Raw genomic sequence first — 26,766 nt, 5'->3', positions numbered from 1 at the left:
GACCGGGCCAGGCCCCGAGCTGCCCTGCCGATGGAAGGGAGCGCCGACTCGTGTCGGACACGAACGCTCGGACCGCCGAGCAGATCGAGGCGGATATCGCCGCCACCCGTGCGCGCCTGGCCTCGACCGTGGACGAGCTGGTCGACCGGGCCAGCCCGAAGAACCTGGCCCTGCGCCAGGTCGAGCAGGCCAAGTCGCAGGTCTTCGACGAGCAGGGTCAGTTGCGGACCCAGAAGCTCCTCGCGGTCGTCGGCGCCGTGGCCGGTGTGGTCGGTGTGCTTCTCGTGATCCGTCGCCTGGTGGGTCGCCGGTGACTCCACGCAAGCGGCTCTCCGACGACAAGCTGCCGATCCGGATGCTGCACGACCGCGTCCTGGTCTCCCTCGAGCAGGAGGGCGAGCGCAAGTCGTCGGCGGGCATCCTGATCCCCGCCACCGCGCAGATGGGCCGTCGGCTGGCCTGGGCGAAGGTCGTCGCGATCGGCGCCAACGTGCGCACGGTCGAGGTCGACGACCGGGTGCTGTTCGACCCGGAGGACCGGGCCGAGGTCGAGGTGCGCGGCGACGACTACATCCTGCTGCGCGAGCGGGACCTGCACGCGGTGGCCGCCGGCCGCCTGGAGGACGGCCAGACCGGCCTCTACCTCTGAAATTACCTCTGAAGTTACCGCTGGAACCCGAACCGCGCCGGCGTCTTCGCCGCACCCGTGACCAGGTCGCGGACGAAGGCGCCGACCAGCGGCACGAACTTGAAGCCCTGCCCGGAGAACCCGGCCGCGACCGTGACCAGCCCGGCGCGGTCGATGACGAAGTCGGACGTCGGCGTGTTGTCGTAGAGGCAGCTGATCGCCGTGGACCGGCCGGCGTCGAGCCCCGGGAACCACTCCTCGACGTACCGCAGCAGGGTCGCGTCGCGCTCGGGCTCCGGCTGGAAGTCCCGCGTGTCGGGGTCCACCTCCGGCCCGGTCGCGTGCAGACCGACCTTGACGCCGGAGCCGGGCTCGTAGAGGCCATAGCTGGTCGGGCCGTGGTGCACGAAGCTGGGCCACTCCAGTTCGTCCGACACGGGCGTGAAGAACCGGGGCTGCTCCTGTGTCACCTTGAACGGCGGCAGCGTCACCAGAGCGTCCGCCAGCCGCGGGGTCCACGGCCCAGCCGTCAGTACGACGTGCCGCGCCCGCACGGCCCCGCCCGGTACGTCGAGCTCGACCAGCCCGTCGTACGTCCGCAGCGCCCGCACCGGCGACTGCACGCGGAACTCGGCGCCCAACCGAGCAGCGACGACCTGTAGCGCGTGCACGGTCCGATCGGCGTACAGCCGGCCCGACCCTGGCTGGTACAGCACCGGCGTCTCGAACCGGAACCCCGGCCAGCGCTCCGCAGCCTCCGCCGCGGTCAGCACGGAGCCGGTTGCCGCGTGCAACGAGCGGAAGACGTCGACCGCCGCGTCGCTCAGCCCGTGGTCGATCCCGCCGGTCTCTTCGAGCAGGGTCTCGCCCGACTCCGCCTCCAGCTCCCGCCACAGCGGCCGGGCCCGCTCGGTCAGCTCGGCGATCTCCGCGTCGTCCGCGGCCGGCCGGAAGAGCCGCGTGGCCCCGTGCGACCCGCCCCGCTCGTGCCCGAGCGTGAACTGCTCCAGGACGACGACCTCTCGTCCCGCCGCGGCCAGTGCGCGCGCAGCGGCCGACCCCATCGCACCGGCCCCCACCACCGCCACGTCGTACGTCATCCGGTCACCCCCTGTCCGCACAGATCGTAGTGAAGTGGACAGTCGATCTCACCTGCCGAGCGGGTAGGGGAGAATGGCCGGGTGATCTTCGAGACCTCCAGCCGGTTGCCCGACTTCCCGTGGGACAAGCTCGACCCCTTCAAGCAGAAGGCGGCCGCGCACCCCGACGGCATCGTCGACCTGTCGGTCGGCAGCCCGGTGGACCCGGTGCCGGCGCTGGTCAAGCAGGCGCTGGCCGACGCCGCGGACGCCCCGGCGTACCCGACGACGATCGGTACGTCGGCGGCGCGGCAGGCGGCCGTGGACTGGATGGCGCGCCGGCTCGAGGTGACCGGGGTGGACCCGCAGCGCGGCGTCCTGCCCGTGATCGGCACCAAGGAGCTGATCATGATGCTCCCGACGCTGCTCGGCATCGGGGCCGGCGACACCGTCCTGATCCCGGACCTGGCCTACCCGACGTACGAGGCCGGTGCGGCGCTCGCCCGGGCGGCCAGCGTGCCGGTCGCGGACCCGACGGCGTACGACGGCCCCGTCCGGGTCGCGTACCTGAACTCGCCGCGCAACCCGTCCGGGGAGATCACCCCGCCGGACGACCTGCGGCGCGCGGTCGAGTGGGCGCGGGCCAACGACGTCCTCCTGGTCAGCGACGAGTGCTACACCGAGTTCGGCTGGGACGAGAAGCCGGTGTCCGTGCTGCACCCGGACGTGTCCGGCGGCAGCTTCGACAACCTGCTGGCGGTGCACTCGCTGTCCAAGCGCTCCAACCTGGCCGGGTACCGCGGCGGCTTCGTGGCCGGCGACGAGACGGTCGTGGCCGAGTTGCTCGCCGTCCGCAAGCACGCCGGGCTGATGGTGCCGTCGCCGATCCAGGCCGCGATGGCCGCCGCGTTCGCCGACGACGCCCACGTGGAGGAGCAGCGTGCGCGCTACCTGCGTCGCCGCGCCGTACTGCGGGACGCGCTGACCGACGCGGGCTGGGAGATCACCCTGTCGAACGGCGGGCTGTACCTGTGGGCGTCGCACCCGTCGTACGACGCGTACGGCTCCGTCGGTGCGCTGGCGGACCGCGGCATCCTCGTCGCGCCCGGCGCGTTCTACGGGACCGCGGGCGAGCGGCACGTCCGTGTCGCGCTCACCGGGACCGACGAGCGCGTCGACGCCGCCGTGAAGCGACTGCAGGAATAAAAGAAAACTTCCCGCCTTCGTGTGACGTCTCCCTGTGTGACTGCCTCTTATAGGGGTAGGTGTTGTCGAGGGGAGGGTGAGGCGGATGAGGCGCTTCGTTGGGGTGGCGGTCGCGGTTGTGCTGAGTCTCGGGTCCGTCGGCGTGGCTCAGGCGGACGAGACTCCTTCGCCGAGCGTGACTCCGTCGGCGACACCGGCTGAAACGCCGACCCCGACGCCTACGCCGACTCCCACACCCACGCCCACACCGACACCGACGCCGTCGGCCGCGGTGACCCCGGCGGCGGCCTGGTCGATCACGCTGGACCAGCCGGCGGCCTCGTGGGAGGACAAGCCGACGGTCTTCACCGGCAAGATCAGCCAGCCGATCACCGGGTCGTACATCACGCTGTGGCAGCGGGTCCCGGGCGCCTGGGTGCTGCGCGCCTCGACCCGGACCACGACCGGCGGCGTGTACCGGTTCAGCTACGTCTCGGCGGCCCCGGGCACCTGGGCGTTCCGCACGATGATCGGGGTCAAGGCGGAGACGGCGCTCGCGATCTCGGACTACCGGACGGTGCCGATCCAGGACCGGAAGATCGTGATCACCACCCCTGCCTCCTGGTACGCGACGCTGACCGCCGTCTCGGTCACCGGCCGGATGGTGCCGGCCGAGCCGGGCAAGGAGCTCGCGCTGCAGGAGTACCTCGGCAGCGGCCGCTGGGCACTGCTGAACATCGCGAAGATGGATGCGGCCGGCAACTTCCGGCTGAGGGTCCCCGACGACCTGCCCAAGACCCGCACCGTCCGCGTCGTCACGCGGTACGTCACCCAGCCCGCGATGGAGTACTCCGGCCTGGCGACGATCGTCATCAAGGCGGCCCTGAACCCCAAGGTTTACGCCGTGTCCGCCGCGATGGTGCCCTACACCTACCGCAGCGGCTGCCCCGTGCGCCCCTCGTCGTTGCGGCTGCTGCAGCTGAACTACTGGGGCTTCGACGGTCGCGTGCACCGGGGTGAGCTGATCCTGCGGGACGCCGCGGTGGCGAAGATGATCACCGTGTGGACCTCGACGCTCACGTCCAAGTTCCCGATCCGGCAGATGCGCCGGGTGGACGTGTTCGGCGGCAACGACATCAAGTCGATGGCGGCCGACAACACGTCGGCGTTCAACTGCCGCCGCGTCACTGGCGACCCGTACTCGTTGTCGCCGCACTCGTACGGCTGGGCGATCGACATCAACACCGTCGAGAACCCATACCTGGCCGCGGACGGCGTCTGGTACCCGTCGAACGGGCTGGCGTACCGCAACCGGTCCGTGATGCGCCCGGGCATGCTGTTCTCCAGCAGCGTCGCCACGAAGGCCCTGATCGGACAGGGGTACTTTTGGGGCGCCGGCTGGGCCAAGCCCGACTATCAGCACTTCGAGCCGAAGTGAAGACCGTTGTCGTCGCCGGTGTCCTGGCTGCTGTCCTGGTCGGCTGCAGCTCCAAGTCGGCTGCTGAGCAACCAGCACCGAGCCCGACGCCCAGTCCGACGCCGGTGATCCCCAGCACGGTCAGCGGGACGGTGCCGGTTCCGCCGACCACACTGCCCACCAGCAATCCGACCGACGCCGCCGTCCCACCGGAGGTGCCGGAGCAAGCCACCGCCCCGCCTCCCGCGAACGCCGGTCCGCTCACCGCCCACAATCTCCCGGCCCCGGACAAGCTGGGCGCAGGGTGGAAGACGTACACGGACCCCGGTGGCGCAGAGGCGGGCTTCATCGGCAACAACACCTGGACCCGCCGCCGCGATCCACACCAGGCGTCGTACGAGGCCCTGCCCTCCGGTTGCGCCGGCCAGCCGGTCAAGGGATCCCTCCCGATCCCGCAGTACGCACTGACCGGCAGCTATCGCACCGCCGACGCCTTACCCGCCACTGCTCTCCTGCTCCGCTTCAGCACCTCCGACGCGGCCACTGCGTACTACCGCGGCTACGAGACCCGTATGAACGCCTGCGGCACCGGCGGTGATCTGAGCGTCAAACAGCTCTGGGACACCGCCACAGCTGCCACCGCTGTTCGTACGTACGCCGGAGCGGAGTCCTACGTCGACGTATCGGTCGTGAAGGGTTCGACCGTCGCCCTGCTCGCGACGAGCTCCGCGCAACCGGACAAACAGGCCGACTGGGCACACACCGTCGTACCGGCCTTGGAAGCCGTCATCGACTAGCGTCGACCACTGCCTGCGCGAACTCGCGCGGCGCCTCCTGCGGCACGTTGTGCCCGACGTCGAACGTCCGGTGCTCGTACCGGCCGATGAAGTGGTCCCGGTACGACGAGCCGTCGCCGGCCGGCGTGAACGGGTCGTACCGGCCGTCGATCGTGATCGTCGGGACGCCGATCTTCGGCGCCTTCTGCAACTGGACCTCCAGCTCGGCGTACTCCGGCTCGGCGGGGGCCAGGCTCTGCCGCCACCGGTAGTTGCCGATCACGATGGTCTCCCAGTCCGGGTTGTCGAAGGCCGCCGCGGTCCGGGCGTACGTCGCCGCGCTGTACTTCCAGGTCGGCGAGTTGAACTTCCAGATGAACTCGCCGAGCTCCCGCTTGTACTGGTGCAGGCCCTTCACGCCGCGCTCGGTGGCGAAGTAGTACTGGTACCACCAGGCGTTCTCGGCCGCGGGCGGCAGCGGGTTCAAGTTCGCCTCGAGGTTCGTGATCAGGTACCCGGTGACCGAGACCAGAGCCTTCACCCGCTCCGGCCAGAGTGCCGCGATGATGTCCGCGGCGCGCGAGCCCCAGTCGTAGCCGGCCAGCACAGCGCGCTGGATGCCGAGCGCGTCCATCAGCGCGAGGATGTCGAGCGCGAACGCGGCCTGGTCGACGTTGCGGGGCGTGCCGGCCGAGCGGAACGTCGTACTGCCGTGGCCGCGCAGGTAGGGCACCACAACGCGGTAGCCGCGGCGGGCGAGCAGCGGGGCGACCTGTTCGAAGCTGTGGATGTCGTACGGGAATCCGTGCAGCAGCAGCACCGGAGTGCCGTGCGCCGGGCCGAGTTCGACGTACCCGACGTTGAGGACACCGGCGTCGATCTGCTTGACCGGGCCGAAGGGCAGCTTGGGTGCCGCGGCCGCGCCGCCGGTCACGAGCGGGACGACACCGGCCGCCAGTGCGGCGGTGCCGGTGGTCCGGAGGAGGGTGCGGCGGCTGACGTTCATGGAAGACCTCTCTGATCGGGCGTTGGCCGGTTCGCCCTCAGATTCGCCCGGACCGGGCACCGCTCGAACCCGTGAGATCCACTGGTCCGTCCGCACACCACACCAGAAGTTGTATTACCTTTCAGTATTTCGTGACCTACACTCCGGTTATGGGTGACTTCGACAGGTATGCCCGGCTCACCGCGCGCCTGGACGCGCCGTACGCGGTGATCGACCTCGCCGCGTTCCGCCGCAATGCCGACGACCTGGTCCGGCGCGCCGCCGGGACGCCGATCCGGATCGCGTCCAAGTCGGTCCGCTGCCGCGCGCTGATCGCGGCCGCGCTCGAGCGCCCCGGCTTCCGTGGCGTGATGAGCTACGCGCTCCCCGAGGCGCTCTGGCTGGCGCGCAACGGTGTCGACGACATCCTGCTCGGTTACCCGACGACGCATCGGGCCGCCCTCCGCGACCTGTCGGAAGACCCCGGGGCGGCCTCCCGGATCACGCTGATGATCGACTCGCCGGAGCACCTCGGGTACATCAAGGCCGCCGCGACCGGCCCCGCCCGGATCCAGGTCTGCCTCGACGTCGACGCCTCGCTGCGAGTTCTCGGCCGGCACCTCGGCGTCCGGCGGTCCCCGCTGCGGACTCCGGCCGAGGTCGCGGCGCTCGCCCGGACGGTCGCCGTGGACGACACGTTCGAGCTGACCGGCGTGATGTTCTACGAGGCGCAGATCGCCGGTCTCCCGGACACCTCGCCGGCAGTCCGCTGGGTCAAGCGGCGGTCGGCTGCCGAGCTCGCCGACCGGCGCGGCGCCGTCGCCGACGCGGTCAAGCAGGTCGCGCCACTGCGGATCGTCAACAGCGGCGGCACGGGCAGCCTCGAGATCAGCAGCGCCGACCCGGTCGTCACCGAGGTGACCGCGGGGTCCGGCCTCTACGGCCCGACCCTGTTCGACAAGTACGACGTGTTCCAGCCTGAGCACGCGATGGCGTACGCGCTGGACGTCGTACGTCGCCCCGCGCCGCGGATCGCCACGCTCTTCGGCGGTGGTTACGTCGCGTCCGGGCCGGCCAAGAAGTCGCGGCTGCCGCTGCCGGCCGCGCCGTCCGGCCTGAAGCTGCTGGGCACCGAAGGCGCAGGCGAGGTACAGACGCCGGTCCAGGGTCAATCGGCCGATCGGCTGCGTCTCGGGGACAGAGTGTGGATGCGCTACGCGAAGGCGGGCGAGATGCTGGAGCGGTTCGACGTCGTGCAGGCGATCGGCTCGGACGAGTCGAGTGACCAGGTGATCGAGCTGGTCACCTACCGCGGCGAAGGGAAGAACTTCGGATGAGCACCTGGCGGAACTGGGCCGGCACCGAGTCGGCGACCGGGATCGAGACCCTGCGTCCGCGCTCCGCCGACGAGCTCGCGGCGGCGGTCAAGTCCGCGGCCGAGCAGGGCAAGAAGCTCAAGGCGGTCGGATCCGGGCATTCGTTCACGGGCTGTTCGGTGCCGCAGGAGGTGATGATCCGCCTCGACGGGCTGTCCTCGATCACTCACGCGGACCAGGAGTCCGGCCGGGTGACCGTCGGCGCGGGCACCGGCCTGCGGAAGCTCAACGAGGGCCTCGCGGCCTTCGACCTGGCGATGGCGAACCTCGGCGACATCGACAAGCAGACCGTCTCCGGCGCGATCTCCACCGGCACGCACGGGACCGGCGCGCGGCTCGGCGGCCTGGCTACGCAGATCGCCGCACTCGACCTGGTCACCGCCGACGGTTCGGTGCTGCACTGCTCGCCCGACGAGAACCCGGACGTGTTCGCCGCGGCCCGGGTGTCGGTCGGCGCGCTCGGTGTGATCAGCTCGCTGACGCTGCAGTGCGTGCCGGCGTTCCTGCTGCGCGCGCAGGACATGCCGCTGCCGCTCGGCGAGGTCCTGGACGGGTTCGACGAGCTTGCCGACGGCAACGACCATTTCGAGTTCTACTGGTTCCCGCACACCGACATCGCGCTCACCAAGCGGAACAACCGGGTCGGCCCCGGTGTCGGCGCGTCGCCGGTCGGGCGGATCCGCGGCTGGATCGACGACGAGCTGCTGTCCAACAAGGTCTTCGAGCTGACCAACCGGCTCGCCGTGCGGCGGCCCGGGACGGTGCCGCGGATCAACCGGATCGCCTCCCGCGCGCTGTCCGCCCGCGAGTACGTCGACGCGTCGTACAAGGTGTTCTGTTCCGAGCGCAACGTGATCTTCCGCGAGTCGGAGTACGCCGTGCCGCGTGAGCACGTGCTCGACGTGATCCGCCGGCTGCGCGAGTGGATCGACGCATCCGGGTCGCGGATCCCGTTCCCGATCGAGGTCCGGGTGGCCGCGCCGGACGACATCTGGCTGTCCACGGCGTCCGGCCGCGCGACGGCGTACGTCGCGATCCACCAGTACCACCGGCTGCCGCACGACGGGTACATCCGGGCCTTCGAGGACATCGTCGCCGACTACGACGGCCGGCCGCACTGGGGCAAGCTGCACACGCTGACGGCCGCCGAACTGCGCGGCCGGTACCCGCACTTCGACGACTTCCTCGCCGTCCGCGACCGGCTGGATCCGCAGCGAACGTTCGAGAACCCCTACACCCGCCAGGTCTTCGGCGGCTAGCCTGCGACCATGAGTGAACCGCAACCGCTCGAACCGGTGACCGAAGACTGGCAGAAGGCGCTCGCTGTCGTCGCCCACCCGGACGACCTGGAATTCGGCACCGCGGCCGCGATCGCGCGGTGGACCGGACAGGGCAAGCAAGTCGTGTACTGCCTGCTGACCTCCGGCGAGGCGGGTATCGACGGCGTCGACCCGGCCGAGTGCGGCCCGCTGCGCGAGGCCGAGCAGATCGAGTCGTCCCGGATCGTCGGTGTCTCCGTGGTCGAGTTCCTCGGCCAGCCGGACGGCACCATCGAGTACGGCGTGGCGCTCCGCCGCCTGATCACCGCCGCGATCCGCCGGCACCAGCCGGACATCGTCATCACGAACAACTTCCGCGACACCTGGGACGGCGACGTGGCGCTGAACCAGTCCGACCACATCAGCACCGGTCGCGCCACACTCGACGCGGTCCGGGACGCCGCGAACCGGTGGATCTTCCCGGACGCCGGCGACAAATGGGACGGCGTACGGCAGGTGTGGGCGGCCGGCTCACCGAACTCGCGGCACGGCGTGGACACGACCGACACGTTCGAGGTCGGTGTCCGGTCCCTGCAGGCGCACAAGGCTTACATCGACGGCTTGAACCGCGGCTTCGACGCCGAGGAGTTCCTCGAAGGTGCGTCCCGCCCGGCCGGCACCAGGCTGGGCACGAAGTACGGGACGCGGTTCGAGGTCTTCACTCCGTGAGGTAGGCCCGCAGGTGCGGCGGCGTGGGCTTCGGGCGGCGGGGCTCGCGGTCGCCTGCGGTGTCCGGGCCGGGCGGGTTGTTCGGACCCACCCACGAGCGGACCAGTGCGCGGCCGCCCTTGCGGGTCAGCCGGTGCAGGTCGATCTGCTGGACCTGGGCGGCCGGGATGCCGAGCTGGGCGAGACTCCGGTTGGCCATCTCGCAGGCCGCGTCGTGCTTGCGCGGCGACAGCTTCTGCTGCAGGACGATCGCTATCGTGCCGTCCGGCAGGTCCTCGATCCGCTGGAAGCGCAGGCCCTTGTCCAGGGAGCACGAGTTCAGCGCGAGGTCGATGTAGGCGGCGTTGGACAGTCGGCGATCAGGCTTCGCGCGCGCAACCACTTCGTATCGGGCCATGCTCCGATCATCCGTCGGCCCGCACCGGAATTCCAGGAATCTGCGATCAGCGAAGTCGGTCGATCGCGGCCGCCACATCGGCCGGGTTGGAGATCGGCGTGAGGTGGTTGGCGTCCGGGATCAGCGTCGGTGCGGGGGCGCCGATACGGGTCGCGGTTTCGGCCGGGTTCCCGCCGTTGGTGTCCTCGGCGCCGAAAACCACCGCTTTCGGGAGCTTCAGCGCACTGAGCATCGCCAGCCGGTCGCGGGAGACCGCCGGGATGCCGTGCGCCGTCATCTGCCAGACCGCCTGCTCCGCACCGGGCTGCCGGAACGGGCGCGTCCACTGGTCGACATCCATCTCCGGGCAGGCGGGGGAGCAGACGCTGTTGTAGACCCGCTTCAGCAGCCAGCCTTGGTCGAGCACCAGCCGGAACAGCGAGGTCCGGTACGGCGGGACGACCAGCCAGCGCGGCGGCCCGGCCTGACCGCCCGGCAACGGCAGCCCGTCGCCGTCGAGGAACATGATCCCGCCGATCCGGTCCGGCGCCTCGAGCGTCGCCTCGGCCGCGACCCCGGCGCCGAGCGAGTGCCCGACCAGGATCGGCCGCGGTTCGCCCGGCCCGCCGAGGTGCATCGCCTCCAGGAACCCGAGCAGCTGCGCCGCGAGATGCTCGACCGTGTACGGCCCCTTGCGCTCGGAATACCCGTAGCCGGTGATGTCGTACGCGTACACGCGATGGTTGGTGGCGAGCAGCGGCACGACCCGTGACCACGTGTCGACGGACTCCGCCGAACCGTGGACGAGGACGATGGGCGCTCCCGACGTACCCCAGGTGTCGTAGCGGGTGTTGATGCCGGCCGCCTGCACGTACTTGAGGCCGGGCGGCGGCGCGGCGGTCCCGTTGGTGGCGAGGTTGTAGCCGAGAGAAGCCGCGGTGACGATCAGCCAGAGCCCGAGAAGTCCCAGGAACCCCCGCCACAGGAACCGTTTCACGGCTCCCAGTCTGACAGTGAGGCCTGTCTGGTGATCCCGACAGGCCCTAGAACTGCAGGATCCGCTGGGACTCGGTGAGCACTGCGGGCGAGGCGAGGGACTGCCAGCGCGGGATCTGCTCCTGGAGGAACGGGCGCAGCTGCACGGCCCGCTCGGCGTCGTGGTCGAGGACGTCGAGCTCGTTGACGATCGTCAGGTCGACGAAGTCGCGGAGCTCTTCGGTGCCGAGCTCCTCCGAGGTGCCGGTGAAGCGGTCCGTCACCGTCCGGTGCTCGGCGAGGTCACGCCACGTGGTCTCCCGGTCGCACGCGCCGTACCGGTAGATGATCAGCTCGGCCTCGGTACCGATCACCGACTCCAGGACCGGACGCTCGGTCTGCCAGTCGAAGAGATGGGTCGGGAAGCCGTCGGTGCCGTATGCGGCGTGCGCCAGGCCGGCCAGCACCAGGGTGTCGGACGCACCCATGGAGCCGAGGCGCTTGGCGACGCGGTGCAGGTGGACATACAGGCTTCCGCCCGCATGGTCGATCTCGTCGGCGCCGCGCACCAGCAGCAGCGAACCCAAGTCCTGGAAAGTGCTCATCTGACCCCTTCTCACCCCGGAGCGGCCAAATCCCGCAGGGCACCCACGGTAAGGGCAATGAACGACCCCCGCCCAGCACTACGGCGTGCCGTTTCCGTCACACCGTGTTCATGTCCCGGTTCATGTCCTGTTCGCTGCTCAGGACTCCGCCGGAGGCGATCCCGGAGCGAGCCCTGAAACCGGCCGTCAGAGGTTCCGGACGGTGGGAGCCGGCGGGACCATCGGGACATGAGCAACACCGCAGCCCGCTGGACGCTGGTGGCCGTGCTGGCCGCCGTGCTCCTGCTGACCATCACCGTCACCAACGCCTTGGCCGCCGCCGAGGACCGTCCCGGCACCCCGGCCTCCGCCACTGCCGACCGCTGACCCCAGCTGGTTGCTGCAGGCAATCAGAACCCGCCCGCAACCACCTCACACGGTTGCGGACGGGTCCTGCATTTTCTGCCCGTGGTGGTCAGGGAAGGTGACCGACCACGGGGAGTCTTCAGTCGAGGTCGGCGAGGGCCTTGCGGGCGGCTTCGAGCTCGGCCTCGAGGGCGGCGACCTTCGCGGCCTGCTGCGCGCGGGCCTCCTCGATGACCTCGTCGATCGGGGTCGACAGGTCCTCGTGCAGTTCCTTGGCCGCGCGGGACACCGCGGCCGCGGCGACGGCCAGGTCGCGGGCCAAGTAGGTCGTGCCCTGCTTCAGCTCGGCCCGCCACTCGCCGTCCGCGGTGCCGGTGACGGTCAGCGTGAGCTCGAGGGTCTTGGTCTTCTTCCCCGCAGCCTTCTTCGCCGGCGCCTTCTTCGGCTTCGCGACCTCGGCCGAGTCCGTGTCGGACGTGTCGGGGGTTTCGGCAGCCGTGGCGGCCGACGAGTTCATCAGGTCGGGAGTGTCGGCGACGTCGGACGGCGTCTCTACTGCCAGAGTGTCTACAGTCATCGTTGCGGCGATCTCCTTCGGAACTGGCACTGTGCGACCATTAGAACACATGTTCGATTCGCACACCAACCAGCCTGACCAGGAAGCGATCGATCTGCGCTTCCAGCGGTGGCAGCTCCGCCTCCGGCTCGTTGATCCGGATCGAGACCGCGCCGTGCACGGCCGCGCGGAGATCGAGCGCCACGGCCGCCGCGTCGTCGGCCGGCGCGAGTCCGGCGTCCATGCAGGCCTGGACGGCGGCCTTCGCGCGGACCGCCAGTTCCTCCTTGAAGACCAGGTGCATCCGCCGGTTCAGCGTGCTCTCGTGCAGCACCTTGTAGAGGCCGGCGTAGTCGCGCGTCCAGGCGCCGAGGAAGAGCAGCCGCGCGCGTAGTCGCCGTACCGGATCGTCACCGGCGCTCGTCTCGGCCTCCTCGAGGTCGCGCAGCAGGTCGACGGTGCACTGCTCGAGGGCGGCGAACACGAGTTCGTCGCGGTCGGCGAAGTGGATGTACACCGAGGTTGCCGCGATCCCGACCTCGCGGGCGACCGCGCGCAGCGACAGCGCCTCGTCGTCGCCGAGTTCGTTGAGCATCCGCAATGCCGCGTCGATGATCTCGCGGCGCAGCAGCTCGCCCTGCCCGCGCCGGTTGCGGCTCCGCGTCGTCCCAGCGTCCATAGGCCGATTGTATTGCAACGCACGTTGCCTTACAGTCGTAGCACTACAGCTGTTCACTTAAGGATGACGATGATCGAACGCGAAGTGGATGTGCAGGCGGCGCGCCGCTGGTGGGCGCTCGGGGCGGTGGCGACGGCGCAGCTGATGGTCGGGATCGACCTGACGATCGTGAACATCGCGCTGCCGTCGATGCAGCAGGACCTGGGGTTGTCGGATCCGTCGCGGCAGTGGGTGATCACGCTCTTCGCGCTCGGGTACGGCGGTCTGCTGCTGCTCGGCGGCCGGATGAGCGACCTGATCGGGCGGCGGCGGGCGCTGCTGGCGGGGCTGACCGGCTTCGCGCTGGCCTCTGCGCTGGGCGGCGCAGCGACCGGTGGAGCCGTGCTTCTCACCGGACGTGCACTACAGGGCGTCTTCGGCGCGCTGCTGACTCCGGCCGTGCTGGCGACGCTCGCAGCCTCGTTTCCGTCGCCGGCCGAGCGTGGCAAGGCGTTCGGGATCTACGGCGCAGTCATGGGCAGTGCGTCCGGACTGGGCATCTTGGCCGGCGCTGTGCTGACGGAGTACCTGGACTGGCGCTGGGCCATGTACGTGAACCTGCCGATCGCCGCACTGGCCGCGGCAGGTGTTCTGTACGCCGTACCTCCCGTGCAGCGTGCCAGTGGCGTGCGGGTCGACGTACTAGGTGCGGTGCTGGCGACAACAGGTCTGATGGCGGTGGTGTTCGGGTTCGGCCGGGCGGAGTCGGACGGGTGGAGTGCGCCGGCGACGTATGCATCGGTGGCTGTCGGCGTGGCGCTACTGGCCGGGTTCTTGGCCGCGCAGGCGAGCGTTGCCAAGCCGCTGCTGCCGTTGAGGGTCCTCAGAGACCGCAAGCGAGGCGGCTCGTACTTGGCGGTGTTCAGCCTGGCCATCGGCATGTTCGCCGCGCTGTTCTTTCTGACCTTCTACCTGCAGACGGTCCGCCACTACTCGCCGATCAGGGCCGGACTGGGCTTCCTGCCACTGACGGTCGGACTCATGCTCGGAGTGCGCGCGGTGAGCCGGCTGCTCGCCAGGGCGAGCGTGCGCGCACTCATCTGCCCCGGACTGCTCACCATCGCAGCAGGTCTCGCACTGCTCGGTCTTCTGCGCCCGGACAGCAACTACTGGCTGCAGGTCATGCCTGTCTTCCTGCTGGTCGGCCTGGGGACCGGATGGGTCCTGGTCACGGCCAACAGCACCGCCACACTCGGCGCCGGCGCCGACAGTGCAGTGGCCGGCGCCATGGTGATGACGTCCCAGCAGGTCGGCGCATCACTCGGCACGGCGTTGCTCAGCACCGTCGCCGGAACAGTGGCCGCTCACTCCGACGCCGTCCACGGGTTCAACGTGGCCGGCGTCGGAGCCGCAGGCTTCCTCTGTGTTGCTGCGGTCGCTGTCTACTGGGTGCTCTCGGAGCGGTCGCCCGACCACTCGAGGTGGAAGCTGCCCTCACGGTCGACGCGCCTGTAGGTGTGCGCGCCGAAGAGGTCGCGCAGGCCTTGGATCAGGGCGGCCGGCAGGCGCTCGGCGCGGAGGCCGTCGTAGTACGACAGGGCGGCCGAGAAGCCCGGAGCCGGGACGCCGACGGTCGCCGCGGTCGCCACCACGCGGCGCCACGCCTCCTGCCCGCTCGCGACCGCGTCCCGGAAGTAGTCGTCGACGAGCAGCGACGGCAGGTCCGGGTTGCGGTCGTAGGCCTCCTTGATGCGGTCCAGGAACCGCGCCCGGATGATGCAGCCGCCGCGCCAGATCGTCGCCATCGCGCCGAGGTCGATGTTCCAGCCGTACTCGTCGCTGGCGGCGCGGATCGCGTCGAAGCCCTGCGCGTACGCGACCAGCTTCGACGAGTACAGCGCGTGCCGTACGTCGTCGATGAACGCGTCCCGGTCGACGTCCGCCTTCGTCTCCGACGGACCGGGCAGTACGCCGGCGGCAGCCTCCCGCCGTACGACGTCACCCGACAGCGACCGCGCGAACACGGCCTCGGCCATGCCGCTGACCGGGATGCCCAGGTCGAGCGCCGACTGCACCGTCCACCGGCCGGTGCCCTTCTGCTCGGCCTGGTCGAGGACGATGTCGACGAACGCGCCGCCGGTCGTCGGGTCGGTCTGGCTGAGCACCTCGGCGGTGATCTCGATCAGGAACGACTCGAGGTCGCCGGTGTTCCAGTCCCGGAACACGTCCGCGAGCTCCGCGGGGGCCAGGCCGAGGACGTGCCGGAGCAGGTCGTACGCCTCCGCGATCAGCTGCATGTCGGCGTACTCGATGCCGTTGTGCAGCATCTTCACGAAGTGACCGGCGCCGTCCGGGCCGACGTGCACGCAGCACGGCTCGCCGTTCACGTGGGCGGAGATCTTGGTGAGCATCGGCTCCAGCGCCGCGTACGACTCGGGGGAGCCGCCCGGCATGATGCTCGGGCCGTTCAGTGCGCCCTCCTCACCGCCGGAGACGCCGGAGCCGACGAAGTGCAGCCCCTTGTCGCGAAGCGCGGCCTCCCGGCGCCGGGTGTCGACGAAGTGCGCGTTGCCGGCGTCGACGACGATGTCGCCCTCGTCGAGCAGCGGCACCAGCTCGTCGATGACCGCGTCGGTCGGCGCGCCGGCCTTGACCATGATGATCACCTTGCGCGGCTGCTCCAGCGACTCGACGAAGCCCGCGAGGTCCGTCGACGGCACGAACTCGCCCTCGGAGCCGAACTCCGCGACCAACGCGTCGGTGCGGGCCTGGGAGCGGTTGTGCAGGGCGACGCGGAACCCGTTGCGCGCGAGGTTCCGGGCGAGGTTGCGGCCCATCACCGCGAGGCCGGTGACGCCGATCTGGGCTTTGGCAGAACTCATCGAAATCTCCCGCAGGCTCGAGTTGTGTGCTGACCAAGTCTCGCGCGACCGGCAAGGGCGGTCTGCAGCGGGCTCGGCAACTGGACAGTCGTGAGCTCTTCTCAAAGCGGTGACAACGATGGTAGACATCTCAGAAATCGATTTCCCATGACGAAGGAACCGCCCATGCTCCGTCGTGTCGTCGCGCTCGCCGCCAGTGCGCTGCTCGCTCTCCCCGTCACCACGGCGTCGGCCGCGCCATCAGGAAACGACAACGGTCCCATCGGCTGGGACGTCTACCGGAACCTCGACCGCCTGCCCGAGCTGCAGGCCGGCGTCCGGACGAAGCAGTTCTCCAGCTTCGGCCGCGACGGCACCAACAACGACGGCTTCGACGGCACCTACTCGTGCCTGCGGACGACCGCCGCCGGCTGCGTGATCGCCGAGGACAGCGGTCCCGGCGAGGTCGCGTCGATCTGGTTCACGCGCGACGAGGGCAACGTCAGCAGGACCGGCACGATCACGGTCGAGCTGGACGGCAAGCAGGTGCTGCACGGGTCGTTGCAGGACATCGTCGACGGCAAGCTCGGCGCACCGTTCAGCTACCCGCTGGTCGCGAACGGCGTCCAGACCAGCGGCGGCGTCTACCTCCGGGTCCCGATGCCGTACCGCTCGTCGATGCGGATCACCACGCAGACGAACCCGTACTTCTACCACGTCGACTACCGCCAGTTCCCGGACGCGAACGGCGTCCGGACCTTCGACCCGGCCGACAAGGCGGAAGACGTCCTCGCGCTGCTCAACGCCTCCGGTACGAAGGACCCGAAGCCCGCGCGACCCGACGCGCGGACGACGAGCACTCCGTTGAACCTTGCTCCCGGCAAGCAGGTGACGCTGGCGGACGCCCGCGGCGCCGGCGAGCTGAGCGCTCTGCGGCTGAAGCTGCCCGATCTCGTCGGCCTCGATCTGAAGAGCTTCGCCGACGACGGCCGGGCGTTCGTCGGCGGCAGCGCGTTCACGCTGAAGATCGACCCGGCCAACACCGGTGTGAAGCTGACCCGGCGGATGGATCTGCGGATCGGAAACCAGCGCGCCAGGATCCTCGTCGACGGCGCCCCGGCCGGAGAGTGGTCGCCGCTCAAGGCGCAGGGCGCGCAGTGGCACGACCAGTCCGTCGACCTCCCGGCCGCGCTCACGGCGGGCAAGTCGCAGATCACGATCACCAACCAGTTCATCTCGTCCGACTTGGACTTCAACGAGTTCCTGTACTGGGCGGATTCGACCGTCGGCGGTCAGGTGCAGCGCACCGACACGCTCGATGTGGGACCGAAGCACGTCGCCGACGAGCAGGCCCACGAGTACTCGATCACGCAGCAGAACTGGAGCGGCGAGCACGCGATGGCGTACGCCGCCACCGACGAGGACGCAGCCAGGGTCAAGCCGTCCGACACGCTGCTGGCGGGTGTCCACGTGCAGGTGACGGTCGACGGTCGAAAGCGTGTCGACGCACCGCTGGGCGAGTTCTTCGGCTCAGGTCTCGGTGAGAACCCGGTCCGTTCGCTCTTCTTCGCGATGGACCCCGACGGCTGGTACTCCTCCTGGTGGCCGATGCCGTACGCCGCCCGCGCCACGGTGACGCTGGTCAACACCACGGCGTACCAGCTCAAAGGGCAGGCCGAGGTGACGTCGGCGAAGGATGCCCGCAAGGCGCTCGACCTGGCGACCGGGAAGATCGGCTATTTCACCGCGATCTCGACCCGCGGCGAGACCACGCAGGGCAGCGACTGGACGTTCGCCGACGTGGCCGGCCGCGGCAAATTCGTCGGCGTCTCGCAGACCATGGAGGGACTGCTTGCCGACGGCAACACCCGCGGCTACCTGGAGGGCGACGAGCGGGTGTACGTCGACGGCGAGCGGACGCCGGCGATCCACGGCACCGGGACCGAGGACTACTACGAGTCCGGCTGGTACTTCAACGCCGGCACGTACTCCACCCCGTTCCACGGCAACTCCGCGCACGAGGTCCGCGCCGGGTTCTGCACCAACGAGTGCGACGGGGCGTGGCGACTGCACATCACCGATTCGGTCGCCTTCGAGAACCAGCTCGACTTCGGAATCGAGCACGGTCAGCAGGACGACCACCCGGCGATCTACGGCTCGACTGCGTTCCTCTACACCGCGTCGACGTTCGGCGCCCGGGAGACGGACCGGATCGACACCGGCTCGGCGAGCAGCCGTCAGCAGCACGGGTACGTCGACAACGGCAGCCAGGCCGACCTGAGCTCGGTGTACGAAGGCGACCACGACAACATCACCCTCACCGACCAGGTCCGCTCCAGCACGCAACCGATCCGCTTCACCGTCAAGATCGATCCGGCCAACCGAGGCGTCACCCTGCGCCGGACCAGCGATCAGAACAGTCCTGGGCAATCGGCTCAGGTCATCGTCAACGGAAGAGACGCGGGCACCTGGCTGCAACCGCTCGGCAACACGCACCAACGCTGGCTCGACGACAACTACCAGTTGCCAGCGGCAATCACCGCCGGACGCACGAGCCTGGTCATCGAGCTCCGGCCCACCGGCCCGGCGTGGACCGCGTCCGCGTACGTGGTCCAGTCGCTGACCGCGCCGTACGACGACAACCGCGCCCCCGGCGCTGTCACCGGACCAGTAGCCACCGGGCGGGCCGACAACGCGATCAACGTGACCTGGAACGACGTCGGTGACGAGAGCGGGATCGCGTACTACAACGTGTACGGCGCTGTCGCCGGTGGGACCGAGAAACTGGTCGGGACGAGCCCGCTGCCCGGATTCCTGCACCGAGGGCTGGGACTGGGGGAGACGTGGACATACCGGGTGTCGGCGGTGGATCTGGCCGGGAACGCGGGCCCGAAGTCGGCGGCGGTGCAGGGGACCAGCGGGCGGACGTTGCGGGTCGAGGGCGAGGCGATGCTGCCGCCGGTCTCGTCGACCGTCGCGGTCGATCCGCAGGGGAACTGCTGCGGCGTCAGTTGGTCCGGTGGTGCGCAGGCGTGGATCCACGGCACGAAGGCCGGCGACAAGACGGTGTTCGGGTTCACCGTGCCGACGACCGGCACGTACGAGTTGTCGGCCGTGCTGACGAAGGCGGCCGACTATGGCATCGTCGACGTCCGGATCGACGGGAACGCCGCGGTCGGCTTCGACGGGTACCAGGCGTCGGGGGTCGGCACGCAGACCGTGGCTCTGGGCACCGCGCCGTTGACGGCCGGCGCTCACCAGCTCGCGGTGACACTGACCGGCAAGAACGCGGCAGCGACCGGCTACCTGGTCGGTGTGGATCTGCTCGACCTTAAGCTCACCCCGTGAATCCCTTGGAGTCTCGCCGTACCGCACTGATCCTGATCGACCTGATGCCACGGATCGTCGCGCTGCAGACCGCGCCGCTCAGCGGACCGGTCGTGCTCGAGCGATCCGTGGCGCTGGCCGCGGCGACGCGGTCGGCGGGCGGGCTGGTGGTGAACGTCCGGGTCGAGCGGCCCGGTGTGGACGTGCAGCCCGAGGGCAGCGGGTTCGCGCCCGAGGTCGTGCCGCAGGAGGGCGACCTGGAGATCGTCAAGCAAACGATCGGCGCCTTCGGACGGTCGCCGCTCGACGCCGAGCTCCGGTCCCGCGGCATCGCGAACGTGGTGCTGGCCGGGATCGCCACGAACTTCGGCGTCGAGTCCACCGGCCGGGCCGCGTCCGACCTCGGCTACGAGACGTTCTTCGTCACCGACGCGATGACCGGCCTCGACGACCACGCCCACGATTTCGCGGTCTCGTACGTCTTCCCGCGCATCGGCGCGAACTGCACGAGTGAGGCCTACCTGAAGGCGCTGAACTAGCCGAAAAGTGCAGCGTTTTCCTGGGTCCACGCCTGGAGGGTCCGGGGCTGGTGGCCGGTGACTTCGGCGACCGTGCCGTTGACGGTGGTCTCGTCGATGGTGCCGTCGCCGAAAAACCCTTCGATGGCCCGCGCGTAGGGCTCCGGCATCGATGCGAACAGGGCGTCGTGGGTTTCCGCGCGGCTCATCGGGTACGCCGTCAGCGGGCGGCCGAGGGCGTCGGCGAGGATCGCGACCTGCTCGACGGGTGTGAGCGCGACCGGCCCGGTGAGCCGCAGTACCTGGCCGACGTGCCTGCCTTGCAGGGCTCGCACCGCGACGTCGCCGATGTCCCGCGGATGGATCGTCGACACCGGTACGTCGGGGAACTGGACCCGCACCTCGTCACCGGCCCGCAACTGGTCCCGCCAGCGCAGCGTGTTGGACATGAACGAGTTCGGCCGCAGGAACGTCCAGGCCAGCCCCGACGCCCGCACGGCTTCCTCGGTGGCGTGGTGGTACGCCGCGACCGCGTTGGTCACGTCGCCGTCAAGTGAACTGCTCGACAGGACGACGACTTTCCGGACTCCCGCGTGGGCGGCGTTCGCGAGCAACTCGTCGAGCCGCTCGTAACCGCTCATCAGGAAGATCCCGGACACTGCGGGCAACGCGTCCACGAACGTCTCCGGACGGTTCAGATCGCCGATCACCGGCTCGATCCCGGCGGGCAGCTTCCGCTCCGACCGAACGAGTGCCCGCCCCGGAATCCCTTGTTCCGCCAGCGCCTCGACCACCGCGCCACCGGCGTTCCCGGTCGCGCCGGTCACCAGAACGGTCATGATCCCCACCCTCTCGCCTCGACCCGCACAGCCTGCCACGCGCGCAGGGCCGCGCGCAGACAGATCCCGGGGTCGTCCGCGTGGTACACGCGCTCGTCAGGCTCGATGTTGTCGAGGAACCGCTGGTAGGTCAGCACGTAGGTGAGCGGGCTCAGCACGCTCATCGGCCGCAGCGCCCGCAGCGGCTCGGACCCCGGGACTCGCGCCGCCAGGCCTGTGACCAGACCTCCGCGGGATGCTCACGCCGCTCCTCGGGCAGGAAGTCCTGCAGCCGCTTGATGTCGATCGCGGGGTGGCCGACGAACGCGTCGGCCCAGTCGACGATCCTGCGGGTGGATCCGTCCGAACGCCAGTTGCCCGGGTGGAAGTCGCCGTGGACGAGCGTGACCGGCAGCCCGGCCGAGTCGAGTTCGTCGACGATGTCCGGGAGCCGCGCGATCAGCCGATCCAGGTCGGCCACCTCGTCCGCGGTGAGGTCGACGCGGGGCAGGAGCCGAGTGACGTCGGCGAAGAGGTCGTGCGGCAACACGCTGGGCGCCGCGAGCTCGCCGGTCTCGGCCGCCAGGGCGGCTTGTACCGCCACCCAGCGACGGACGACGTTGTCGATCGTGTCCCGGTCCGGTTCCCAGCAGTCGATGCCTGGGGCATGAGCCAGGAGCGACCACCGGTTGTCCGGCGACTGACCGAGTACGTCCGGTACGAGCGTCTCGTCGTACCGGCTGACGTGCTGGATGACGTCAGCGTCGACACCGCAGAACCGGCCGGTCGCCTTCGCCCACGCACCTGGAAAGCGGATCAGGCACGACAGGTTCCACGTCTTCACCTGGACGGCGTCGCGCGGTCCGAGGATGCCCCGGGCCCACTCGATCATCCGGCTCGGCCCGTCCACCTCGGCCCACGTCGACCGCAGGGGATGCGGCGCGACGATCGACTCCCACGCGGGCAGCGGCGTGATGTCGAGTACGTCCGGGCGCGGCTCCTCCAGCGCCTGCACGTGGTAGACGACCCGGCCGCCACGCCCGATCACGGCCTCGTCCGCGTGCACCAGCCGGAGGACCAGCGTCCGTACGCCGAGCAGGGCGTCGAGGTGCCGGGTGATCGCCTCGACCTCGGCCCACCACGCCGGCTCGACCTCGAACGCCGGCGCCCGCCCGACGTAGCGGTCGCCGACGCTCACCAACGCGTCCACGGTCCTGATCTCCATCCGCCTACTCTCGCCTGATCCGGTGCCACGTGCGAGCGCCGGACTTCAGGACGACGTCCGTGCCGAGGTCGACGGGTGCCGCCGGATCGTCGGTCCGGACGCCGTTGATCGTCACCGCGCCCTGGCGGAGCAGGCGGCGGAGGTCGGAGTTGCTGTCGCCGGGACGCGCCGCGCGGAGCAGATCGAAGGCTGTGGTGATGTCGTGGGCGACGACCAGTTCGGGTATCCCGGCCGGTTCGGAACGCTCGGAAAACGTGTGACGGAAAGCGGCCAGTTCGGAGCGGGCGGCGCCGGCCCCGTGGTACCGGGTGACGATCGCGGCCGCCAGCCGGAGCTTGGCGTCCCGGGCCGCCGGCCCGGTGGCGTCCGCGAGGGCGCCGACCGTCTCCAGGGGCAGCTCGGTGTAGACCCGCGCGTACGCCTCGATCAGCGAGTCCGGGATGCTCATCACCTTCCCGAACTTGTCCCGCGGGCTGTCCGTCAGCCCGATGTAGTTGTTCAGCGACTTCGACTGTTTGGCCCGGCCGTCGATCCCGGGCGTGATCGTGGTCGTGATCACGGCCTGCGGCGGCGCGCCCAGCCGCTGCTGGAAGTGCCGCCCGAGCTGCTCGTTGAACAGCTGGTCCGACCCCACGATCGTCAGGTCGCTGCGCATCGCGAAGCTGTCGTAGCCCTGCAGCACCGGGTACACCAGCTCGTGCACCGCGATCTCCCGCCCGGCCGCGACCCGGGACCGGAACATGTCCCGGGCCATCAACTGCGCGTGCGTGACCTGCGCGAACAGACCGAGCAGCTCGGCGATCGGCATCGCGTCGTACCACTCGGAGTTGCGCCGTACCTCGAACACCTCCGGGTCGGTCCGCAGCACCAGCGACACCTGCTCGAGGAACGACGCGGCGTTCACCTCGATCTGCGCGGGCGTGAGCACCGGCCGGGTCTCCGAGCGCCCGGTCGGGTCGCCGACGCGGGTGGTGAGGTCGCCGAGCAGGAACACGACCCGATGCCCGAAATCCTGCAGCTGACGCATCATCCACAGGTTCACCGCGTGCCCGAGATGCAGGTCGGGCGCGGTGCAGTCGACGCCGTACTTGATCCGCAACGGACGGCCGGATTCCAGCCGGGCCTCCAGATCTTCGAGTCCGACGACGGTGTCGGTGGTACGGCGTAACCGGTCGATGACAGCGTTCACGAGGGTTCCTCTCAGGACGAGGCACCCGTGCACCAGTGCCTCCGGCAAACGGAAAGAGGCAGGAACCGGACGGTTCCTGCCTCGGAGGCTCTGGGCGGAGCGACTGCGGGGACTACCGAGGGCCGGCTCCTCCCAGAGCCGGTCGATAGGTCACGCAGTGCTTGGTCACACTCCCAGGCTAACAGCCGCCGCCGGGCGTCCGGAATCGGATTAGGCTCGGCCTGTGATCGACGAGCGGGTTGTGCTGGTGGACGAGGGCGGGCGTGCGGTCGGGACCGAGGCGAAGGCGACGGTCCACCACGCGGCGACGCCGCTGCACCTGGCGTTCTCCAGCTACGTGGTCGACCCGGCAGGGCGGGTGCTGCTGACCCAGCGGGCGTTCGGCAAGCCGACCTGGCCGGGCGTCTGGACCAATAGTTGCTGCGGGCACCCACTCCCCGGCGAACCGCCCGCGCAGGCGGTCCGGCGCCGGCTCGCCGACGAGCTGGGCATCGTCGTGGACGCCGCGGAGCTGGTGCTGCCGGAGTTCCGGTACCGCGCCGAGATGCCGACGGGTGTGGTCGAGAACGAGATCTGCCCGGTGTACCGGGTGTGGTGGACCGGTGACCCCACGCCGAACCCGGCCGAGGTCGCGGACTGCCGATGGGCCGAATGGTCCGAGCTCCGGGACCTCCCGGATCTCTCGCCCTGGTGCCTGCTGCAACTCGACGAGCTCCCGGGATCGCCGCTGGAGTGGCCGATCGCCGACCCGGCGCGGCTACCGCCGGCTGCTCAGATCCAGCTCTAGCAGATCCGCGTGGACGGCGACGGCCGCCGTACTCGCGTGACCTGCGGCGCCGATCGCGAGCAGCGCCGGACTCGCCGTCGTACCGACCGCGTAGATGCCCGGCATGGTCGTCCGCCCGCCCTCGTCGGTCACGACCGCACCGTCGGTGACCTGGCACCCGAGTCGCTCGGCCAGGTCGCTCTGCTGATGCTGCCGGACGACGACGAAGACCCGCCGCGCCGGCAGTTCGGCGCCTCTCAGTGCGACCGATCCGGCCCGCACCTCCTCGACGCGCTCGGTGCGAACCGCGACTCCGGCCCGGTCGAGCTGATCCCGTTGAGCGGCGGTCAGTTCGTCCCCGTCGGTGCATAACGTCACGTCGTCGCTCCATCGGCTCAACAGGACAGCCCGCGCCACCGAGCGCTCAGGCGCTCCGCGCATCCCGAGCTGCACCAGCGGCTGATCACGGACCTCCCACCCGTGACAGTGCGGACACGCAACGACCGACTGCCCCCACCCGTCGGCGACGCCCGGTACGTCGGGCAGCTCGTCCCGCAACCCGGTCGCCAGCACCACGGCCCGCACGTGGTCACCACCGGCGACGAACCCGTCGTCCACCACCTCGACGTCGTCGACCCGCACGTCGCGTACGGCGACGTCGTACGTCGCGAGCTGCCGTCTCCCCACCGCCAGCAGCTCATCCGGCGCCGGCTGCTCCGCGCCGAGGAAGTTGTGCACGTGGGACGCCGCGCGGTTCCGCGCCCGCCCGTCGTCGAAGACCACGACCCGCCGCCGGGCCCGTCCCAAGGTCAGCGCGGCCTGCAGTCCCGCCACGCTCCCGCCGATCACCGCAACATCCATGTGTTCATCATACGAGAGACTTGATCTCATAATATGAAATTGCATGGCAGGGTGAGATCGCGGTGGAGCCTAATGACCGGGTGATCCGGATCAGGCCCGTCGAGACCGACGCCGACTACGAAGCCTGGCGTCAGGTGCGCCTCGCCGTGCTGCCCGACGAGCGTGCGCCGAGCATCGCCGAGCTCCGGAAGGCCGAGACGCCGCAGCGGCTGTTCCTGGTCGCGGAGCTGGACGGCGAGATCGCCGCGCACGGCACCTCCGACCGCTCGAACGAGGCGGACCGCGCCTCCGTGATCGCCCGCGTCCGTCCGGAGGCGCGCCGGCGGGGGATCGGAACCGCGTTGCTCCGTGCGCTGACCGAGCACGCGGCGGCGCAGGGCTTCACGATCGCCGGCTGCAGCATCGACGACGACGGCTCGCTCGAGTTCGCGAAACGCTTCGGCTACACCGAGTACCTCCGCCAGGTCGAGCAGGTCCGCCAGATCGCCGACGAACCCTGGCCGCCCACGCCCACGGAGTACGACGTCGTGCAGGTCTCGGAGCGCCCCGAGCTGTGGGCCGCGGCGTACGAGCAGGTCGCCGTCCCGACTCTCCCGGATCTCGACACCACGGCCCCGATGGACGTGACGGCCGAGGAGTGGGCAACGGAGTGGATCAACGACCCGGCCGCGATGTTCCTGGCGGTGGCCGGTGACCAGGTGATCGGTGTTGCCGGTCTGATGCTCGACACCGACAAGCCCGAGCGCGCCGAGGTCGCCTACACCGCCGTCGTACCGCAGTGGCGCGGCAAGGCCGTGGCGTCGACGCTGAAGCGGTCGAGTATGGCGTGGGCGGCCGAGCACGGCATCACCGAGATCTACACGTGGACCCAGCAGGGCAACGCGAACATGCGGCGGCTGAACGAGCACCTCGGCTTCGCCTACCGGACGGTGAGCGTCAACGTGCGTGCGGAGCTACCGCTGAAGTTCCCGGACGAGCTCGGGTCCTGACCACGAGCGCCGGCCCGTCTCGGCGGCGTGGATCAGGTCCACGAGCCGCTCGTTGACCGGCGCGGTCCGGCCGAGCGACCGCGCGAGGCGGACGACCTCGCCGTTCAGGTAGTCGATCTCGGTCGGCCGTCCGGCTTCGAGGTCCTCCCACATCGACGTCCGGGCGAGCGGATCGACCGCGAGCACCTTGCTCGCCAGCCGCCGGAACAGGAAATCGGGCAGCCGGAGGACTGTGGGGAAGCGGTGCATCGGGATCGCCAGCAGCTGGGCCGGCCGGATCCCGGCGGCGTCGAGGATCCCGAGGGTCTCGGCCTGTGCCGCGGCCAGGCAACGGCGGTACGAGCGCTGCGAGAGCTCGTCGCGCAACGGCAGGTTCGACAGCGCGTTGATCGGGTTGTTCAGGTTCAGCAGGAGCTTCGCCCACTGCACCGGGAGGATGTCCTCGTGCTGCGTGAGCGGCAGCCCGGCGCGCTCGAACGCGCTCAGGTACGGCGTCAGCGCGGCGTCCCGCTGGACGTCGAGCGCGCCCTCGGTGCCCTGGTGGAACACGCCGGCGCCCCGGTTCAGCACGTTGAACGGGACCATGCCGGTGATCACCACCTGCTCGGTCAGCCGGGACCGCAGCAGCTCGCCGTTCCGGATGCCGTTCTGGAAGCTCACCACGACCGCACCCGGCTTCAGGACGCCGGCGAGCTCGGCAGCGGCGCCTTCGGTCGCGGCGGACTTCACCGTCACCAGCACCAGATCCGCGCCGGCCGCACCGGACGGCGTCGTCTCGAACCGCACGTCCTGAACCCGGAGGTCCGCCCCCAGGTAGTCGGTCAGCCGCAGCCCGTTCGCGGCCAGCTCAGCGGCCATCCGCGGCCGGCCGACGAACGTCACGGGCGTACCGGTCGCGGCCAGCCGCCCGCCGACGTAGCACCCGATGCCACCCGCACCGTAAACAGCGATCACGCCGACAAGGTACCGAAGGAGTCAGCTCTTCCCGTATCCCTCCGGCGGTTTCGTCGAGACGTGCTCGTGGTCTCCGGGTTCGTAGTGCGCCGCGGTCTCGCCCGACCCGTGGCGCCGCGTGAACTTGGCGAAGCTGACCGCTTCCACCCCGACGGCGTACAGCGTCCAGAGCGCGAGAACGAGCGAGATCAGAGCGATCGTGAGCAGCGGCAATGCAATGGCTGCACCCATGGTGAGCCTCCAATCCGGCCACAGGCCCGGTACCCGACGACCGGCGCCCGCACACGGGCGGGGGTCCTGTCACCACCA

At 70.2% G+C, this 26,766-nt stretch carries 29 protein-coding genes; 14 read left to right on the top strand and 15 right to left on the bottom strand.

Translation table 11 applies throughout. The features are described 5' to 3' along the window. The first annotated feature begins 50 nt into the window (after window positions 1-50). The gene (locus AB0I12_RS31605) at window positions 51-314 is read left to right on the top strand and encodes a DUF3618 domain-containing protein (RefSeq protein ID WP_359936376.1); all 264 of its coding nucleotides are present in this window, start codon (window positions 51-53) and stop codon (window positions 312-314) included. A gap of 41 nt (window positions 315-355) precedes the next feature. Continuing rightward, window positions 356-649 carry a co-chaperone GroES gene (locus AB0I12_RS31600; protein WP_131362142.1) on the top strand — a complete coding sequence of 98 codons (294 nt, stop codon included), beginning with the start codon at window positions 356-358 and terminating at the stop codon, window positions 647-649. Between the two features lie 14 nt (window positions 650-663). Here the strand turns inward: AB0I12_RS31600 and AB0I12_RS31595 are convergent, their stop codons facing one another. Beyond that, window positions 664-1,728 (bottom strand): FAD-dependent oxidoreductase, encoded by a 1,065-nt coding sequence (locus tag AB0I12_RS31595; RefSeq protein WP_359936374.1) that lies wholly within the window; start codon window positions 1,726-1,728, stop codon window positions 664-666. Window positions 1,729-1,812: 84 nt separating this feature from the next. Here AB0I12_RS31595 and dapC point away from each other — a divergent pair, with 84 nt between their 5' ends. The 3 genes from dapC to AB0I12_RS31580 all read left to right on the top strand — a co-directional run bounded on the left by dapC (window position 1,813) and on the right by AB0I12_RS31580 (window position 5,106). Next, complete coding sequence (gene dapC / locus AB0I12_RS31590; RefSeq protein ID WP_359936851.1) at window positions 1,813-2,913, top strand: succinyldiaminopimelate transaminase; 1,101 nt, start codon at window positions 1,813-1,815, stop codon at window positions 2,911-2,913. Between the two features lie 85 nt (window positions 2,914-2,998). Further along, a complete protein-coding gene (locus AB0I12_RS31585) occupies window positions 2,999-4,330 on the top strand; it encodes a M15 family metallopeptidase (protein WP_359936373.1) in 1,332 nt (443 codons plus the stop codon). Beyond that, window positions 4,327-5,106, top strand: a complete 780-nt coding sequence (locus AB0I12_RS31580) for a hypothetical protein (protein WP_359936371.1) — start codon at window positions 4,327-4,329, stop codon at window positions 5,104-5,106. The genes AB0I12_RS31585 and AB0I12_RS31580 overlap by 4 nt, the downstream gene beginning before the upstream one ends. On the opposite strand, the gene AB0I12_RS31575 is transcribed toward AB0I12_RS31580, so the two are convergent. Further along, complete coding sequence (locus tag AB0I12_RS31575; protein ID WP_359936369.1) at window positions 5,096-6,091, bottom strand: alpha/beta hydrolase; 996 nt, start codon at window positions 6,089-6,091, stop codon at window positions 5,096-5,098. The genes AB0I12_RS31580 and AB0I12_RS31575 overlap by 11 nt on opposite strands. Before the next feature lie 149 nt (window positions 6,092-6,240). On the opposite strand from AB0I12_RS31575, the gene AB0I12_RS31570 reads away from it, so the two are divergent. Genes AB0I12_RS31570 through AB0I12_RS31560 form a run of 3 tightly spaced genes read left to right on the top strand, consistent with a single transcriptional unit; the run spans window position 6,241 to window position 9,434 of the window. After that, the gene (locus AB0I12_RS31570) at window positions 6,241-7,407 is read left to right on the top strand and encodes an amino acid deaminase/aldolase (protein ID WP_359936367.1); all 1,167 of its coding nucleotides are present in this window, start codon (window positions 6,241-6,243) and stop codon (window positions 7,405-7,407) included. After that, window positions 7,404-8,705 (top strand): D-arabinono-1,4-lactone oxidase, encoded by a 1,302-nt coding sequence (locus tag AB0I12_RS31565; RefSeq protein WP_359936365.1) that lies wholly within the window; start codon window positions 7,404-7,406, stop codon window positions 8,703-8,705. Before AB0I12_RS31570 ends, AB0I12_RS31565 begins: the two co-directional genes overlap by 4 nt. A gap of 9 nt (window positions 8,706-8,714) precedes the next feature. Next, window positions 8,715-9,434 (top strand): PIG-L deacetylase family protein, encoded by a 720-nt coding sequence (locus tag AB0I12_RS31560; protein WP_359936363.1) that lies wholly within the window; start codon window positions 8,715-8,717, stop codon window positions 9,432-9,434. Here the strand turns inward: AB0I12_RS31560 and AB0I12_RS31555 are convergent. Genes AB0I12_RS31555 through AB0I12_RS31545 form a run of 3 tightly spaced genes read right to left on the bottom strand, consistent with a single transcriptional unit; the run spans window position 9,424 to window position 11,390 of the window. After that, window positions 9,424-9,831 carry a hypothetical protein gene (locus AB0I12_RS31555; protein ID WP_359936361.1) on the bottom strand — a complete coding sequence of 136 codons (408 nt, stop codon included), beginning with the start codon at window positions 9,829-9,831 and terminating at the stop codon, window positions 9,424-9,426. The genes AB0I12_RS31560 and AB0I12_RS31555 overlap by 11 nt on opposite strands. Window positions 9,832-9,877: 46 nt before the next feature. Further along, entirely contained in the window at window positions 9,878-10,807 is a 930-nt protein-coding gene (locus AB0I12_RS31550) for an alpha/beta hydrolase (RefSeq protein ID WP_359936359.1), read from the bottom strand. Window positions 10,808-10,853: 46 nt separating this feature from the next. Further along, a complete protein-coding gene (locus tag AB0I12_RS31545; RefSeq protein ID WP_359936357.1) occupies window positions 10,854-11,390 on the bottom strand; it encodes a DUF6817 domain-containing protein in 537 nt (178 codons plus the stop codon). A gap of 228 nt (window positions 11,391-11,618) precedes the next feature. On the opposite strand from AB0I12_RS31545, the gene AB0I12_RS31540 reads away from it, so the two are divergent. Then, the gene (locus AB0I12_RS31540) at window positions 11,619-11,756 is read left to right on the top strand and encodes a hypothetical protein (protein ID WP_359936355.1); all 138 of its coding nucleotides are present in this window, start codon (window positions 11,619-11,621) and stop codon (window positions 11,754-11,756) included. A gap of 118 nt (window positions 11,757-11,874) precedes the next feature. Here AB0I12_RS31540 and AB0I12_RS31535 read toward each other — a convergent pair whose 3' ends face one another. Then, complete coding sequence (locus tag AB0I12_RS31535; RefSeq protein ID WP_359936353.1) at window positions 11,875-12,312, bottom strand: DUF6319 family protein; 438 nt, start codon at window positions 12,310-12,312, stop codon at window positions 11,875-11,877. Window positions 12,313-12,352: 40 nt separating this feature from the next. Beyond that, a complete protein-coding gene (locus AB0I12_RS31530; protein ID WP_359936351.1) occupies window positions 12,353-12,970 on the bottom strand; it encodes a TetR/AcrR family transcriptional regulator in 618 nt (205 codons plus the stop codon). A 69-nt stretch (window positions 12,971-13,039) separates the two neighbouring features. Here AB0I12_RS31530 and AB0I12_RS31525 point away from each other — a divergent pair, with 69 nt between their 5' ends. Then, on the top strand, window positions 13,040-14,464 hold the full coding sequence (locus tag AB0I12_RS31525; protein WP_359936349.1) for an MFS transporter: 1,425 nt from the start codon (window positions 13,040-13,042) through the stop codon (window positions 14,462-14,464). Here AB0I12_RS31525 and gndA read toward each other — a convergent pair. Beyond that, a complete protein-coding gene (gndA, locus tag AB0I12_RS31520) occupies window positions 14,392-15,831 on the bottom strand; it encodes an NADP-dependent phosphogluconate dehydrogenase (RefSeq protein ID WP_359936347.1) in 1,440 nt (479 codons plus the stop codon). The genes AB0I12_RS31525 and gndA overlap by 73 nt on opposite strands. 165 nt (window positions 15,832-15,996) lie before the next feature. Between gndA and AB0I12_RS31515 the strand changes: the two genes are divergently transcribed. Both AB0I12_RS31515 and AB0I12_RS31510 read left to right on the top strand, forming a co-directional pair. Next, window positions 15,997-19,158: a DUF2961 domain-containing protein gene (locus AB0I12_RS31515; protein ID WP_359936345.1), complete on the top strand. Its 3,162-nt coding sequence runs from the start codon at window positions 15,997-15,999 to the stop codon at window positions 19,156-19,158. After that, complete coding sequence (locus AB0I12_RS31510; RefSeq protein WP_359936343.1) at window positions 19,155-19,676, top strand: isochorismatase family protein; 522 nt, start codon at window positions 19,155-19,157, stop codon at window positions 19,674-19,676. Before AB0I12_RS31515 ends, AB0I12_RS31510 begins: the two co-directional genes overlap by 4 nt. Here the strand turns inward: AB0I12_RS31510 and AB0I12_RS31505 are convergent. From AB0I12_RS31505 to tyrS, 4 genes are read right to left on the bottom strand one after another with little or no spacing between them, the layout of a single operon-like run. Then, on the bottom strand, window positions 19,673-20,494 hold the full coding sequence (locus AB0I12_RS31505) for an NAD(P)H-binding protein (RefSeq protein WP_359936342.1): 822 nt from the start codon (window positions 20,492-20,494) through the stop codon (window positions 19,673-19,675). The genes AB0I12_RS31510 and AB0I12_RS31505 overlap by 4 nt on opposite strands. Continuing rightward, window positions 20,491-20,658 carry a hypothetical protein gene (locus AB0I12_RS31500; protein WP_359936340.1) on the bottom strand — a complete coding sequence of 56 codons (168 nt, stop codon included), beginning with the start codon at window positions 20,656-20,658 and terminating at the stop codon, window positions 20,491-20,493. Before AB0I12_RS31500 ends, AB0I12_RS31505 begins: the two co-directional genes overlap by 4 nt. Next, a complete protein-coding gene (locus AB0I12_RS31495) occupies window positions 20,655-21,698 on the bottom strand; it encodes an aminoglycoside phosphotransferase family protein (RefSeq protein ID WP_359936338.1) in 1,044 nt (347 codons plus the stop codon). The genes AB0I12_RS31500 and AB0I12_RS31495 overlap by 4 nt, the downstream gene beginning before the upstream one ends. A 4-nt stretch (window positions 21,699-21,702) precedes the next feature. Beyond that, the gene (gene tyrS / locus AB0I12_RS31490) at window positions 21,703-22,887 is read right to left on the bottom strand and encodes a tyrosine--tRNA ligase (protein WP_359936336.1); all 1,185 of its coding nucleotides are present in this window, start codon (window positions 22,885-22,887) and stop codon (window positions 21,703-21,705) included. A gap of 223 nt (window positions 22,888-23,110) precedes the next feature. On the opposite strand from tyrS, the gene idi reads away from it, so the two are divergent. Then, window positions 23,111-23,674 (top strand): isopentenyl-diphosphate Delta-isomerase, encoded by a 564-nt coding sequence (idi, locus tag AB0I12_RS31485; RefSeq protein ID WP_359936334.1) that lies wholly within the window; start codon window positions 23,111-23,113, stop codon window positions 23,672-23,674. Here the strand turns inward: idi and AB0I12_RS31480 are convergent. After that, the gene (locus tag AB0I12_RS31480; protein WP_359936333.1) at window positions 23,645-24,514 is read right to left on the bottom strand and encodes an NAD(P)/FAD-dependent oxidoreductase; all 870 of its coding nucleotides are present in this window, start codon (window positions 24,512-24,514) and stop codon (window positions 23,645-23,647) included. The genes idi and AB0I12_RS31480 overlap by 30 nt on opposite strands. A gap of 62 nt (window positions 24,515-24,576) precedes the next feature. Between AB0I12_RS31480 and AB0I12_RS31475 the strand changes: the two genes are divergently transcribed. Next, window positions 24,577-25,503 (top strand): GNAT family N-acetyltransferase, encoded by a 927-nt coding sequence (locus AB0I12_RS31475; protein ID WP_359936331.1) that lies wholly within the window; start codon window positions 24,577-24,579, stop codon window positions 25,501-25,503. Here the strand turns inward: AB0I12_RS31475 and AB0I12_RS31470 are convergent. Together AB0I12_RS31470 and AB0I12_RS31465 are read right to left on the bottom strand one after the other, a co-directional pair. Next, window positions 25,468-26,457 carry a 2-dehydropantoate 2-reductase gene (locus AB0I12_RS31470; protein WP_359936329.1) on the bottom strand — a complete coding sequence of 330 codons (990 nt, stop codon included), beginning with the start codon at window positions 26,455-26,457 and terminating at the stop codon, window positions 25,468-25,470. The genes AB0I12_RS31475 and AB0I12_RS31470 overlap by 36 nt on opposite strands. Window positions 26,458-26,478: 21 nt before the next feature. After that, entirely contained in the window at window positions 26,479-26,688 is a 210-nt protein-coding gene (locus AB0I12_RS31465) for a hypothetical protein (RefSeq protein WP_359936327.1), read from the bottom strand. Window positions 26,689-26,766 lie beyond the last annotated feature (78 nt).

The sequence above is a fragment of the Kribbella sp. NPDC050459 genome, from assembly GCF_040655315.1.
In the GTDB taxonomy this organism is placed as follows: domain Bacteria; phylum Actinomycetota; class Actinomycetes; order Propionibacteriales; family Kribbellaceae; genus Kribbella.
Note: the sequence above shows the minus strand (reverse complement) of the source record. Positions and strands in the feature narration are given on the sequence as shown.

Excerpts from the sequence above, each read along its gene's own strand:
- AB0I12_RS31500 (WP_359936340.1), bottom strand. The coding sequence starts at position 20,658 with ATGAGCGTGCTGAGCCCGCTCACCTACGTGCTGACCTACCAGCGGTTC.
- AB0I12_RS31540 (WP_359936355.1), top strand. The coding sequence starts at position 11,619 with ATGAGCAACACCGCAGCCCGCTGGACGCTGGTGGCCGTGCTGGCCGCC.
- AB0I12_RS31480 (WP_359936333.1), bottom strand. The coding sequence starts at position 24,514 with ATGGATGTTGCGGTGATCGGCGGGAGCGTGGCGGGACTGCAGGCCGCG.
- AB0I12_RS31525 (WP_359936349.1), top strand. The coding sequence starts at position 13,040 with ATGATCGAACGCGAAGTGGATGTGCAGGCGGCGCGCCGCTGGTGGGCG.
- AB0I12_RS31600 (WP_131362142.1), top strand. The coding sequence starts at position 356 with ATGCTGCACGACCGCGTCCTGGTCTCCCTCGAGCAGGAGGGCGAGCGC.
- AB0I12_RS31560 (WP_359936363.1), top strand. The coding sequence starts at position 8,715 with ATGAGTGAACCGCAACCGCTCGAACCGGTGACCGAAGACTGGCAGAAG.
- AB0I12_RS31585 (WP_359936373.1), top strand. The coding sequence starts at position 2,999 with ATGAGGCGCTTCGTTGGGGTGGCGGTCGCGGTTGTGCTGAGTCTCGGG.
- AB0I12_RS31555 (WP_359936361.1), bottom strand. The coding sequence starts at position 9,831 with ATGGCCCGATACGAAGTGGTTGCGCGCGCGAAGCCTGATCGCCGACTG.
- AB0I12_RS31570 (WP_359936367.1), top strand. The coding sequence starts at position 6,241 with ATGGGTGACTTCGACAGGTATGCCCGGCTCACCGCGCGCCTGGACGCG.
- AB0I12_RS31465 (WP_359936327.1), bottom strand. The coding sequence starts at position 26,688 with ATGGGTGCAGCCATTGCATTGCCGCTGCTCACGATCGCTCTGATCTCG.
- AB0I12_RS31565 (WP_359936365.1), top strand. The coding sequence starts at position 7,404 with ATGAGCACCTGGCGGAACTGGGCCGGCACCGAGTCGGCGACCGGGATC.
- AB0I12_RS31575 (WP_359936369.1), bottom strand. The coding sequence starts at position 6,091 with ATGAACGTCAGCCGCCGCACCCTCCTCCGGACCACCGGCACCGCCGCA.
- AB0I12_RS31595 (WP_359936374.1), bottom strand. The coding sequence starts at position 1,728 with ATGACGTACGACGTGGCGGTGGTGGGGGCCGGTGCGATGGGGTCGGCC.
- AB0I12_RS31495 (WP_359936338.1), bottom strand. The coding sequence starts at position 21,698 with ATGGAGATCAGGACCGTGGACGCGTTGGTGAGCGTCGGCGACCGCTAC.
- AB0I12_RS31515 (WP_359936345.1), top strand. The coding sequence starts at position 15,997 with ATGCTCCGTCGTGTCGTCGCGCTCGCCGCCAGTGCGCTGCTCGCTCTC.
- AB0I12_RS31530 (WP_359936351.1), bottom strand. The coding sequence starts at position 12,970 with ATGGACGCTGGGACGACGCGGAGCCGCAACCGGCGCGGGCAGGGCGAG.
- gndA (WP_359936347.1), bottom strand. The coding sequence starts at position 15,831 with ATGAGTTCTGCCAAAGCCCAGATCGGCGTCACCGGCCTCGCGGTGATG.
- AB0I12_RS31535 (WP_359936353.1), bottom strand. The coding sequence starts at position 12,312 with ATGACTGTAGACACTCTGGCAGTAGAGACGCCGTCCGACGTCGCCGAC.
- AB0I12_RS31545 (WP_359936357.1), bottom strand. The coding sequence starts at position 11,390 with ATGAGCACTTTCCAGGACTTGGGTTCGCTGCTGCTGGTGCGCGGCGCC.
- AB0I12_RS31505 (WP_359936342.1), bottom strand. The coding sequence starts at position 20,494 with ATGACCGTTCTGGTGACCGGCGCGACCGGGAACGCCGGTGGCGCGGTG.